The organism is Acidocella sp., from assembly GCF_052326845.1.
Lineage (GTDB): Bacteria > Pseudomonadota > Alphaproteobacteria > Acetobacterales > Acetobacteraceae > Acidocella.
Map to the genome: position 1 here is coordinate 1 of NZ_JBKQJR010000052.1, position 11939 is coordinate 11939.

Below are 11939 nucleotides of genomic sequence, written 5' to 3' on the forward strand. Positions count from 1 at the left end.
GGATCGGAGCGTGCTCCGATCCGGCACTGCTGGAGGGTGTGACGCGCATGTTTCACCGATGGTCAGAACTTCGCCGTCAGGCCAGCAGTGACGCTGTTATCGGAGATGCTGTAGTTGCCGATGATCGTACCCGCAGCGGCACCGGCGGAGTTATTGATACTCCCGCCCGGCGAGAACAAATGCAGGTAGGCGATCTGCATTGTCGTGCTGGGCAGCACCTGATACTGCATGCCAAAGCCGAGATCGTAACGGTTCGAATCCGGTATCCGGGTGGTACGGTTGGAATCCGTCACCGGCGATTGGTCAAAGGCAAAGCCGCCTTGCAGCATCAGCTTCTCGGTCAGCTGATAATTGGCGCCGACGCCAACATACCAGGTGTTACTCCAGTTCTGATAGATGATGGTGGCGGGCGTACCATTGGTGTGGCTGATGTCCAGCTTATTGAACAGCGACCAATCGGTCCATTCAACGCTGCCCACCAGCGCGAGCTGCGGCGTGACCTGGTGGTAGATGCCGGCACTCAGCATATCCGGCAGAGTAACGTTGGTCCGGTTGCCAGTAGTGAGGCTTTTCAGATAGGAGGCGAGCGGCGGACTAATAGTGGAATAGATCGACGGCACGGTGACCCTCGTTTCACCGTCAATATTGTGCCGGATGCGCGAGCGATAATCGATACCGATGCGCGTCGCATCGTCAAACTTGTAGAGTGCGCCAAGATTATAGCCGAAACCAATATTATTGCCGTGAACATCGGCAAACGCATCCTGACCCGTGACCGGCGATAACGGCGTGGCAAGCGCTTGCGTCAGACGCGCATCGAAATAATCGATATTCGGACCGCCGCCGACAGAGAAATGGTCGTTCACCTTATATGACACAGCCATCCCGAGATTGATATCGGTAACGCTGGTGACCAGGCTCTGATAGCGGCCGACGAAATCGTCCGGATAGGCGATTCGCTGACCAAACGGCGCGGTCAAGGAAAAGCCGAGGCGCCACGCCGGCGCCAGCTTGAAGACAAAGAACGACGCTCCCGAGGCAGCCGGAGAGATGTTGTTGCCGTGGCTGCCACCCGTAACACCGGTCGTATTGCCGCCGGTGACCGGGTCGGTGGCCGTGCCGCTGAATTTCACGGTGGGGTCGATGTAGCTCAGCCCAGTGGTGAATTCGTTATTATCCAGCAACGCCATGCCGGCCGGGTTGGTATAGGCGGTACTGGCGTCATAAGCCTTGGCCGGGGCGCCTGAGAAGGCAGTACCCAATGAATCGGCCGTTCCCTCGCTCAGGGCATAGCCCGCGGCATAGGCTTGGCCAGCCGTGCCGAGCGCGGCCACAAGAGCAAGCGCCGAGACCCGGACGAGCTTATTGTATTCTTTTCTCTCCACAAACATTTCTTGCCTCCTCCTATTGTCCCTAATATTTGTTACCCGCACTTGATTCGTTCGGATTTTAGGGCATTAAGCTAACGTATTGTGTACTGTATAACTGATAACGAGAGTGGAAATGCAAGCAAAATTCGAACGCCGAATGAAAAAAATTTTTTCAGGCTTGGCACTGGCTGCCTGCATCGTCTGGGCCGGGGCGGCGCGGGCGCAATCTCAGGACGTACAGGGCTGGTGGATGGACCAAGCCGGCAAGGCCGGAATTTATATCGCCCCCTGCGGCGGGCAGCTCTGCGGCAAAATTGAATGGCTGCGCGTTCCGCTGGACAAGGCCGGAAAGCCGAAGACCGACATCCATAATAACGACCCGGCGCTGCGCCCACGCCTGCTCTGCGGATTGCAGATCCTCGGCAATTTCACGCCGGGCGACGATGGCCGCTGGCGCGGCGGCTGGATCTACGATCCGGAGAGCGGCAATACTTATAAGTCGGTGATGCATGTGGGCGATGACGGCAAGCTGCATGTGCGCGGCTATATCGGCATCACGCTCATCGGCCGCTCCACGGTCTGGACCAAGCCGGCCACGCCGCTCACGCCCTGCACCGGCTGACGGGCAAAAGCCTCCCCCCTGCCACTGGACGCGAAATCGCTCTATGACCCGTGGCGGGGACTATGATGCGTGACTTTGACGAGGTTTGGCTGAGCGGGCTGGCGACGCTGGAAACTGCCGGGCGCCGCCGTCGGCTGCGTGTGGCGGACAGACTGGCCGATGGGCGGGTGCGCGTGGATGGCGGCAGTACGCTGCTCAACTTCTCCTCAAACGATTATCTGGGCCTGTCGCACCATCCGGAGTTGATCCGGCGCGCCTGCGCGTATGCGCAACGCTGGGGCGCCGGGGCCGGGGCATCACGACTCGTGGCCGGGAATCTGCCGCCCTTCCCCGAGATCGAGACCAAGCTCGCCGCGGCCAAGGGAGCGGAGGCGGCGTTGATCCTCGTCTCCGGCGTGCAGGCGAATTTAACGCTGCTGCCCGCTTTGCTCGATGCCCGGTACCTTGGCGCGGAACCGCTCGTCTATGCCGACCGGCTGAACCATGCTAGCCTGATTCAGGGCTGTATCGGTGCCGGGGTAAAGCAGATCCGCTTCCGCCATAACGATCTCGGCCATCTGGAAGAGCTGCTGGAGCGCGGCAAGGACTCGCCGCGCCCGCGCTTCATCATCACCGAGAGCGTATTCAGCATGGATGGCGATTGCGCCGACGTCCCGGCGCTGCAAGCGCTGGCGGAGCGTTACGGCGCGTTCCTGTACCTCGACGAGGCGCATGCCACCGGCGTGCTGGGCGAAAATGGCTTCGGGCTGGCGCACGGGCTGCGCCAGGGCCTGGCCATGGGCACGTTCAGCAAAGGCATGGGCGGATTCGGCGCCTATGTGGCGTGTTCGGCAGCGCTGCGCGAGTATCTGGTGAATCGCTGCGGCGGGGTGATCTACGCCACCGCCCTGCCCCCGGCCGTGCTGGGGGCCATGGACGCGGCGCTGGATCTGGTCCCTGCCCTTACCGCCGAACGCGCGCACCTCGCCCGCATGGCGGAGAGTTTCCGTGCCGCGCTCAACGCCGCTGGGCTGGATACCAGCACCTCCGTGACGCAGATCGTGCCGCTGATCATGGGCGGCGAGGAGCGGACCATGAGTGTCGCCCGGGCACTGGAAGCAGAGGGCTTCCTGGCCGTGGCCATCCGCCCGCCGACGGTGCCAGCCGGGACCAGCCGAATCCGCTTCGCCCTCTCCGCCCGGCACAGCGAGGCGGATATCGCCGCCCTCACCGAAGCCGTCATCCGACTGGCCCGCGCCGCATCATGAAGCCGCTGCTGCTGCTCGTGCATGGCTGGGGATTCGATACCGGGTTCTGGGCCCCGTTGCGCGCGTGCTTCGCGCCGGAGGAGACGCTGGCCTGGGATCTCGGCTTTTTCGGCCAGCCCACGCAGCCCGCGCCGCCGCCGGAGCGGAAGGTGCTGGCGGTGGGGCATTCCTTCGGGCTGCTCTGGCTGCTGCGCCAAAAGCCTTTGCCCTGGCATGGGCTGGTGGCCATCAATGGGTTTACCCGCTTCGCCCGGGGCGAGGGTTTCGCCGAGGGCATCACCCCGCGCGTGCTGGAGCGCATGCAGTCCCGCCTGGCCACCTCGCCCGCCGAAGTGGTGAGTGAGTTCCGCACCCGCCAGGGCTGCGCCGCGCCCCTGCCCGCCCCCCCCTGCGCCGAGACACTCGCCGCCGGTTTGCAGGGGCTCTCCAGCTGGGATCCACGACCCATGCCGGTAACCGCCGCGTTGTGCGGCCGCCAGGATGGACTCGTCTCCGCCGCGATGAGCCGCGCCTGTTTCCCCGAGGAGCGGATCATCTGGCATGAGGGCGGGCATCTGCTGCCGCTCGAAGCCCCCGAATGGTGCGCGGCACGACTGCGCGGCGAACTGGAACGCCTATGAGCCACAAATCCCGCATCGCCGCCGCCTTCACCCGCCAGGCGGCGGCATATGACAGCGTCGCCGCCGTGCAGCGCGAGGTGGCGCTGCGCCTGGCACGCCGGGCCGTCAGCCGCCTGCCCGCTCCGCCCGCACGCATATTGGAAATCGGCTGCGGCACGGGGCTGCTCAGCGCCGAACTCGCCACCGCCTTCCCCGCTGCCCGGCTGCTGCTCACGGATATCTCGCCGGCCATGCTGGAACGCACCCGCGCCCGGCTGGGCGAGCGGGCTGAATACCGCGTGGTCGACGGCGAACACCCCGAGGGGATGGAGGGAAAGTTCGAGCTGATCGCCAGCAGCCTCGCCATGCAATGGTTCGCCGACCTGCCCGGCGCGCTGGCCCGGCTCAGCGGGCTCCTGGCGCCGGGCGGAAGGCTGTGTTTCGCCACGCTGGGCACAGGCAGCTTTGCCGAATGGCGCGCGGCGCATGCGGCGCTGGGCCTGCCCTGCGGGCTGCATGACTACCCGGAGGCCGCGCCTTTCCCCTGGCCGCCGGGCGCAACCGGCACGATCGAGGAAGAATTCCTCGTCGAACATCATGCCTCGGGCCAGGCCTTTGCCCGGGCGCTGAAAACCCTGGGCGCAAGCGAGCCGGCCCCAGGCCACCGCCCGCTGCCACCCGGCGCTTTCCGTAAGGTGCTTCACGCCCTGCGCGGCGGAGTCGCCGTGACCTACCATGTGCTGTACGGTGAGATTCACCGCTGAAACCGCAATTAGCGGTTGCGATACACGGGCCGACGCCCACGCTGACGTCATGCAGGTTGTCCGTATTATTAAACGTTCGTCATATTTGACATTTTTTACCCGGCACCGAGTCGCATTTTGGCGCAATTTTTGGCGCGATAGAGGATAAAAGCCGCAACTCCGCTATTTTGACAGCAGCACGACCTCCGGCGGCCAGGCGTCGACCTGTTCACATTTTTTTGACCATTTGGTAATTTTTCGAAATCCCCTGAAACTTTCAGCGTTTTTTTGTGTGATCCAGCCACCATCTCGAAAGCTTGTTCCTTTTTCTATTTTTTTATACAAAACGCTCTAGCAATGTTACGGGCGATTGTTCTAATACTCTGACGCTTCCGCATTATTAACTAATTTTCACCTGCCTTGTGAGGGACTAAGAGAATGTCTGATACCTGGAGTGGCAATACGTCCAACTCGTGGTTCACCACGGACAACTCGTGGTTCACCAGGGGCAATTGGAGCACTGGCGCGGTTCCGACAATCTCGGCCACCGGCAGCCAGACTGTCGTCATCTCGGGCTCCATCAGCAATCAGCCGACGATCTCGCCGCGCGCGAGCGGCGCCACGGAGATCTATGTCGCCCAAACCCTGACCACCGACAACCAGGACGTCACCAGCCTGTTGGAAACCCAGATCGGCGGTGAACTCATCACCCTGACCAGCGGCGCGGACCTGACCATCCAGGGCATCGCCATGGGTGTGTTCTATGGCGATACTGACACCATCACCGCGGCGGGCGGCACCATCTCCGGCCTGCATGGCGCGACCATCAGCACCCCGAGCTACGACTCGCACATGGAGCTCGTCGCGCTCGGCACCGACACGCTGACCGTTGACACGATCAACGAGAATTTCGGCCTCATCACCATCGGCTCGAGCGACACGCTGACCATCGCCAACATCACCACCGGCGGCAACCAGCAGGCGCTGCACGGGCTGATCAATTACGGGCTGATCACGGTTGCCTCCGGCGGCGACCTCAACATCACCGCCACCAATGGCAACTCCGGCACCGTCGCCAATTTCTACAACGCGGGCTGGATCGTCGATGACGGCGGCACGCTGAACATTTCCTCCTCGGTGCTCGACGGCGCCAACACTGCCGCCAGTTCCACCTCGATCGACGGTTATATCGAACTCGAGGGCGGGGCCAACGCCATCCTGTCCGGCACCGTGTCCGCGAACGAAGAGGTTCTGTTCGCGGACACCTCGGCGAACACGCTGCAAATCAACGCCGGCACGCTGTTCGGCGGCACGGTGGCAGGCTTCGGCGCGACCGACACCATCATCGTGAACGGCTTCACCAGCACCTCCAACGCCACGCTGGTCGCCAACGGCAGCACCACGGACCTGATCACCACCAACGGCAGCGTGCTGACCACCATCACCCTGGCCGGCAGCATCAGTAGCGGCGTCGCCACCAGCACCAACTCCTCCAAGCAGGAAGATATCCAGCTCGGCGGGTCCACGCTTTCCGGCGGTACCACCTTCGGCGGCGGGACCGTCACTCTGGGCGGCACCAGCACGCCAACGCTGACCGTCAGCGGCACTATCGGCGTCACCGGTTCCGGCACGGATGTGCAGGTGAACTCCAGCCTCAGCGGCAATGGCACCCTGTTCATCGACAACGGCGCCACCCTGGCGCTCGACAACACCACCGGCACGGATACCGGCGTCACCGTGCTGTTCGGTACCCATGGCACCAGCGCCGCCCCCAACACACTGATCCTGAACGACAACACCTCCGGCTTTGGCGGCAAGGTAACCGGCTTTGGGGTGAATGACGACATCATCATCGGCTCGAACGTGCTGGCCCAGCCGAGCGCCGGAACCGGGCTCACGCTCAGCTACAACAGCACGACCGGCGCGCTGATGGTGGAAGACACCAGCAGCTCCACCGGCAGCATCGTCAGCAGCACGCAGATCACACTCTCCGGCACCGCGGCGAGCACGCTTTCCACCGCCTCCTTCGTGGCCCTGGAGAGCGGTTCCGGCATCGAGATCGAACTCGCCCCCACCACCGCCACCAGCTTCACCTTCTCGACCTCCGGCACCGGCAGCTTCGAGCAGGCCAGCAACTTTAGCGGCGGCACCGCCCCGGGCGACATCATCACTAACTATGACACGGTGAGCATCGCCGCCGGCACCGCCTCCATCTCCTCGGGCGGGGTGAGCGAGAACGGGCTCATCACCGTGGCCGGCAAGGCAGGCCTCTACGACACCGGCTCGCTTTCGGGCACCGGCACGCTCGTCGTGGGCTCCCTCGGTTCCGCGACCCTGCTCGGCAGCACCACCCTGGGCAGCATTACCGATTCCGGCACGCTGACCCTCGGCGGCAGCGACGCCGCGGCGATCACCATCGCCTCCGGCGCGCAGGCCACCATCGCCAGCAACTTCAGCGACACCGCCAGCATCACCGGCGCCGGTACCCTGACCGTGAACAGCGGCGTCACCGCCTCTCTGGCCGCCGGTTCCAGCGTCGCCAGCATCATCGATGCCGGCACGCTCGACCTTGCCGGCGCCACCGGCGGCGTCATCAACATGCAGGGCAACAGCACCCATAGCGTCGCTGACTTCACCGGCACCGACGTTACCGGCCATGTGCTGAACACGGCGCTGACCAATTTCGGCGCCACGGATGACATCATCCTCGGCTCCAGCAATTTCAGCCTGAGCGGCACTACCGACAAGCTGACGGATAGCTACAATAACGGCACGCTGGTGGTAACGGACGCAACCAACGGTGAATCGGTCACGATCGATGTCAGCCTCGCCGACGGGGTTTCCGCAAGCTCGATGGTCCTGGAGGAATCCACGGGCCAGCTGATGATCCATCTCTGCTTCTACCCCGGCACCGGCATTGCCACGCCGGATGGCGAAGTGCCTGTGGAGGCGCTGCAGGCAGGCGATCTGGTGCTGACCGCGAATGGCGCCAAGCCCGTGCGCTGGGTCGGCCAGAGCCATGTGCATACGCGCTTCGCGGACCCGCTGCGTAGCTTGCCCATCCGCATCAAGGCGGGTGCGCTGGGTAACGGCCTCCCGGTGCGCGATCTGCTGCTCTCGCCAGATCACGCGGTGTTTATCGACGGCATCCTGGTCCAGGCCGGGGCGCTGGTGAACGGCACCAGCATCGTGCGCGAGCAGGATGTGCCGGAGCAGTTCACCTACTACCATGTGGAAATGGCGACGCATGAGCTGCTGCTCGCCGAAGGGGTGCCGGCGGAAAGCTTCGTCGACAACGTGGACCGCATGCATTTCCACAACTGGGATGAGCGCGAGGCTCCGGCTGAGGCGATCGAAGAAATGCCCTACCCGCGCGCCAAATCGCACCGCCAGGTGCCAATGGCCATCCGCTGCCGCCTGAACGGCACGGCCGCCAACGCGGCCTGAGCCCGGTTGGAGCCAGACATATGAAACGGGGCAGGCCGACGCCTGCCCCGTTTTGTTTTGGCGCCTATAGCGGCAGCATCGAGGTGCGTTTGACGGTACGCAGCGTCATGGTGGACTGCACGCGGCGGATGCCCGGCAAGCGGGTGAGCACCTCCGAGTGCAGGCGCTCCAGATCCTCGGCATCCTTATAGACAACCCGCAACAGGTAATCGGCCTGGCCTGCGAGCAGGTAGCATTCCTGCACCTGCTGGATCAGCTTGATGCGAGCCTCGAAGGCGTCAAGTTGCTTGCGGTCCTGGCCGTCCAGCGTGATGAATACATAGGCCGTGCCGGGATAGCCGGCCATTTTCTGGTCCAGCACCAGATGCGTCCCGGCCACCAGCTCACCCGCCATGAGCAGATGCAGCCGCCGCAGGCAGGCCGAGGGCGAGAGGTTCACCTTGGCCGCAAGCTCGGCGTTGGATAGCCGGCCATCCTGCTGCAAGGCGTTAAGGATCTTGATATCGGTGTCGTCGAGCGATGGCATACAATTTTCTTCGAGTATATTTCATATACAACGAATATTTCACCAATTTTATCCTGTATGCTACCAATAAATCGTGAAAAATTACGCCACACCAACACTATCCTTCGATTCCAGGCCGCCGCGGCCAGGAACAACCCGGAAGGATACAATAAATGCGTATCGGCGTACCCAAGGAAATCAAGGACCGTGAAGACCGCGTGGGCATGGTGCCCGGCGCGGTGCATGAGCTGGTGAGCAAGGGCCACGAGGTGCTGGTGGAGCACAACGCTGGCAAGAATATCGGCTTCACCGATGAAGATTACATCGCTGCTGGCGCCAAGATCGCCGCCGATGCCGACGTGGTGTGGAGCGCCGCCGAGATGATCGTGAAGGTTAAGGAGCCGCTGGCCGTGGAGCGCAAGAAGCTGCGCGCCAATCAGCTGCTGTTCACCTATCTGCACCTGGCCCCGGATCCGGAGCAGACAAAGGACCTCATCGCTTCCGGCGCCACCTGCATCGCCTACGAGACCGTGACCAGCCCCGCCGGCACCCTGCCCCTGCTGCAGCCCATGTCCGAGGTGGCGGGCCGCATGTCTGTGCAGGTTGGCGCACAGTATCTTGAGAACGCCTATGGCGGCCCTGGCGTCCTGCTGGGTGGCGTGGCCGGCGTGCTGCCCGCCAATGTCGTCATCCTGGGCGGCGGCGTCTCCGGCACCAACGCCACGCTGATGGCCGCGGGCCTGGGCGCGGACGTAACCGTGGTGGACCGCTCGCCGGACGTGCTGCGCCGGATCATCGGCACCTTCGGCACCCGCGTGAAGACCGCCTACTCCACCCGCGACACCGTAGCCAAGCTGGTGGCGCAGGCCGACCTCGTGATCGGCACGGTGCTGATCCCCGGCGCCGCCGCGCCCAAGCTGGTGACGCGCGACATGCTGAAGACCATGCGCCAGGGCTCGGTGATCGTGGACGTGGCCATCGACCAGGGCGGCTGCACGGAGACCTCCAAGGCCACCACCCACACCAACCCCACCTATGTGGTGGACGGCGTGACCCATTACTGCGTGGCCAACATGCCAGGCGGCGTGGCCCGCACCTCCACCTTCGCGCTGAACAACGCCACGCTGCCGTATATCATGGCGCTGGCCGACAAGGGCTGGAAGAAGGCTCTGGCCGATGACCGTCATCTGCGCGACGGGCTGAACGTGCAGGGAGGTGCTATCACCCACCCGGCCGTGGCTGCCGCTCTTGGCCTGGCGCTGCGTCCAGTGGAAACCGCGCTGGCCGCCTGACTCTGACTCATCCGGGCCGCGTCATGCGGCCCGGATGCCTTGCGTCTTAAAAGATGTTGAACCGGGTCGGCATCTCGACGAGGATCTTCGCCGCGGGGGCATAAGGCCCAACGCCGATCCCAACGCCGATGTTCAGATTGGTGTGCGGCGAAATCACGTAGCCAATGCCGAAATCGAACGTGCCGAAATCGTAGGTCGAACCTGGGATTTGCTTCCCATTCTCCGACGAGGCGAACACGTGCTCCTCCTGATAGCTGAAAGTCATGGAAGCCCTGTCGTTCAGCGCAAAGCCGATGCCGAACGTGCCAGCCACAGCCTTGCCCGGTTGCAGATCGTCCCGCGTGGGGGGGGCGCCGCTCGGATTGGGGATATTGAATGTGTTGCTAAAATTCTCGATGAATTCAAGATTGCCGAACAGCACGCCTGGCGCGCTGGCGTAAAACACCGTCATGCTGGGCTCCAATGCATAGAACCCCGTGCCTGTGGGCAGCCTCTTGGGGACCCCGATAATGTTCGTGTCCGTGGTGTTCGCCGCGTTGTAGATCGGAACATCGTATGGGCTCTGGCCGGTCGCCGTTTTGAACTGCAGATTGCCGACGAACACGGGCCAGCCATTCTCCCCGCTGTTGAACTGATACGAGGCACCGAGCTGAACGTCGCCAATATTGCCGTTACTTTGGCTCACGTCGATAGGCGTGGCGCTTGTCCCGGCCTCCTGCGCTGTCTCCGACCCAAAGGACCCGACGACAGGAAGCTTCAGGTTGATCTCAAGCCGATCCGTCAGGCCGTAACGGGCGGTGACCGCCGCGGTGACAAACCGCTGATCGACACGCGAAATAAAAATATTGCCGAAGGTAATACCGGGAACGATGGTAAACCCGTTCAGGTTGAGCTGGTTCTGGGTCCAGTAGTCATATTCAAGCGACGGGTCGATGACCAGCTGCCCCTTGGGTGTCAGCACCCCACCTGTATTCGACAGCGTGGTAGAGGATTGCAGAATGACCTGCGTCCGCTGGTTCTGGTTTTGTTGCTGCGCCTGCTGCTGCTCCGCCCCGACGGGCTGCTGCGCGGCTCCCTGGTCGGACGCCTGCCCGGACTCCGGCGCAGCTGCCTGTTCAGACTCCTGCTCTGGCTGCGTGTATATAGGCGTATAGGCCGGAGCGCTCGCCGGCCCTTTGTTTTTTGTTTTTCCGACCTGGCCTGCGCCACGCAGGCTGGCCATTTCGGTGTCGAGCAATTGCTGTTGCCGGCTCAACTCGAGCGATTGCTCCTCAAGCTGCAACTCCTCCTGATTCAGCTTCTCCTGCTGCGCCTCGATGGTCGCTGCCAGAGCCGACATCTTATCCTGCTGCGTCTCCGCCCGTACAGGGCTTGCCGCCGCGACAGCCATAGCCACCGAAATCGGAAGCATCGCCAGGGCTCGCGACTGTGGAATTACGCAATGACGTGCCGAAAGACGCGAATGCCTCGACATTGATAGCTCCCCTGTTTTTGGGGAAGTATGGAACGGTCAAAGCCGGTTTGTAAACGATTTTATATTGCAATACCGTATTTTTAATTCATTTTCTTAGCCTCCCTCTCCTACGTTGACCCAACCGGAATGCCCAAGGCGTTACACCCGTTACTGTAAAGCGTTACAGTTTCAACAGCCAGTGCAGCTGCACAAAAAGATTTCATGCGACATTAATTTAAAGACGGAAGCCGCTGATACATCGCGATTTATTCATTCCGCTCGACGAAACTATCGTTTTGGCACACGGCTTGCTCTTATTCCGGCGTGACCAAGTTGCATCGTCAACAGTCATCTCGGCCCAAGCAAATTCATCCCATCAACACGAGGAGGACTATCATGCGTTCACTTCTTCTTACGAGTTCCGCCCTTTTCATCCTGGCTGGCGGCATTGCCATGGCTGGCGGTCACGGCGGGACCAACGTCTCTATCCCGGTGGTCAAAAATTCCGTGGCGGCTGGTGGCAGCAGCTCTGCGACCAGCGGCGGCACCTCGACCAACAAGAGCGACAATACCACGGCCTCTGACAACACTGTCTCAATCCCGGTTAAGAATGCCGCTTCGGTTGGCACCGGCAACAGCTCCGCGACCAGCGGCAGCACCG

At 62.7% G+C, this 11939-nt stretch carries 10 protein-coding genes; 7 read left to right on the top strand and 3 right to left on the bottom strand.

Annotated elements, in window-relative coordinates; translation table 11 throughout:
* Positions 1 to 62: 62 nt before the first annotated feature.
* The gene (locus ACLPJJ_RS03435; protein WP_443589485.1) at positions 63 to 1391 is read right to left on the bottom strand and encodes an OmpP1/FadL family transporter; all 1329 of its coding nucleotides are present in this window, start codon (positions 1389 to 1391) and stop codon (positions 63 to 65) included.
* 136 nt (positions 1392 to 1527) lie between these two features.
* On the opposite strand from ACLPJJ_RS03435, the gene ACLPJJ_RS03440 reads away from it, so the two are divergent.
* The 5 genes from ACLPJJ_RS03440 (at position 1528) to ACLPJJ_RS03460 (ending at position 8028) form a co-directional block, all read left to right on the top strand.
* A complete protein-coding gene (locus ACLPJJ_RS03440) occupies positions 1528 to 1992 on the top strand; it encodes a DUF2147 domain-containing protein (protein ID WP_443589487.1) in 465 nt (154 codons plus the stop codon).
* 65 nt (positions 1993 to 2057) lie between these two features.
* Entirely contained in the window at positions 2058 to 3239 is a 1182-nt protein-coding gene (locus tag ACLPJJ_RS03445; protein ID WP_443589501.1) for an aminotransferase class I/II-fold pyridoxal phosphate-dependent enzyme, read from the top strand.
* Complete coding sequence (locus tag ACLPJJ_RS03450; RefSeq protein ID WP_443589489.1) at positions 3236 to 3859, top strand: alpha/beta fold hydrolase; 624 nt, start codon at positions 3236 to 3238, stop codon at positions 3857 to 3859. The genes ACLPJJ_RS03445 and ACLPJJ_RS03450 overlap by 4 nt, the downstream gene beginning before the upstream one ends.
* Positions 3856 to 4602 (top strand): methyltransferase, encoded by a 747-nt coding sequence (locus ACLPJJ_RS03455; RefSeq protein ID WP_443589491.1) that lies wholly within the window; start codon positions 3856 to 3858, stop codon positions 4600 to 4602. The genes ACLPJJ_RS03450 and ACLPJJ_RS03455 overlap by 4 nt, the downstream gene beginning before the upstream one ends.
* A 417-nt stretch (positions 4603 to 5019) precedes the next feature.
* Positions 5020 to 8028 (top strand): Hint domain-containing protein, encoded by a 3009-nt coding sequence (locus tag ACLPJJ_RS03460; RefSeq protein WP_443589493.1) that lies wholly within the window; start codon positions 5020 to 5022, stop codon positions 8026 to 8028.
* A 64-nt stretch (positions 8029 to 8092) separates the two neighbouring features.
* On the opposite strand, the gene ACLPJJ_RS03465 is transcribed toward ACLPJJ_RS03460, so the two are convergent.
* Positions 8093 to 8554, bottom strand: a complete 462-nt coding sequence (locus tag ACLPJJ_RS03465) for an Lrp/AsnC family transcriptional regulator (RefSeq protein WP_443589495.1) — start codon at positions 8552 to 8554, stop codon at positions 8093 to 8095.
* 152 nt (positions 8555 to 8706) lie between these two features.
* Here ACLPJJ_RS03465 and ald point away from each other — a divergent pair, with 152 nt between their 5' ends.
* Positions 8707 to 9825, top strand: coding sequence for an alanine dehydrogenase (gene ald, locus ACLPJJ_RS03470; RefSeq protein WP_443589497.1), 1119 nt, complete (start codon positions 8707 to 8709; stop codon positions 9823 to 9825).
* 46 nt (positions 9826 to 9871) lie between these two features.
* Here ald and ACLPJJ_RS03475 read toward each other — a convergent pair whose 3' ends face one another.
* Positions 9872 to 11164, bottom strand: coding sequence for a transporter (locus tag ACLPJJ_RS03475; RefSeq protein WP_443589499.1), 1293 nt, complete (start codon positions 11162 to 11164; stop codon positions 9872 to 9874).
* A 510-nt stretch (positions 11165 to 11674) separates the two neighbouring features.
* Here ACLPJJ_RS03475 and ACLPJJ_RS03480 point away from each other — a divergent pair.
* A partial coding sequence (locus tag ACLPJJ_RS03480; RefSeq protein WP_443589500.1) for a hypothetical protein occupies positions 11675 to 11939 on the top strand: 265 nt, incomplete at its 3' end.

Bases quoted from the DNA above. Each gene is read 5' to 3' on its own strand.
- ACLPJJ_RS03450 (WP_443589489.1), top strand. From the start codon at position 3,236: ATGAAGCCGCTGCTGCTGCTCGTGCATGGCTGGGGATTCGATACCGGG.
- ACLPJJ_RS03435 (WP_443589485.1), bottom strand. From the start codon at position 1,391: ATGTTTGTGGAGAGAAAAGAATACAATAAGCTCGTCCGGGTCTCGGCG.
- ACLPJJ_RS03475 (WP_443589499.1), bottom strand. From the start codon at position 11,164: ATGTCGGCTCTGGCAGCGACCATCGAGGCGCAGCAGGAGAAGCTGAAT.
- ACLPJJ_RS03455 (WP_443589491.1), top strand. From the start codon at position 3,856: ATGAGCCACAAATCCCGCATCGCCGCCGCCTTCACCCGCCAGGCGGCG.
- ACLPJJ_RS03440 (WP_443589487.1), top strand. From the start codon at position 1,528: ATGAAAAAAATTTTTTCAGGCTTGGCACTGGCTGCCTGCATCGTCTGG.
- ald (WP_443589497.1), top strand. From the start codon at position 8,707: ATGCGTATCGGCGTACCCAAGGAAATCAAGGACCGTGAAGACCGCGTG.
- ACLPJJ_RS03445 (WP_443589501.1), top strand. From the start codon at position 2,058: ATGCGTGACTTTGACGAGGTTTGGCTGAGCGGGCTGGCGACGCTGGAA.
- ACLPJJ_RS03465 (WP_443589495.1), bottom strand. From the start codon at position 8,554: ATGCCATCGCTCGACGACACCGATATCAAGATCCTTAACGCCTTGCAG.
- ACLPJJ_RS03460 (WP_443589493.1), top strand. From the start codon at position 5,020: ATGTCTGATACCTGGAGTGGCAATACGTCCAACTCGTGGTTCACCACG.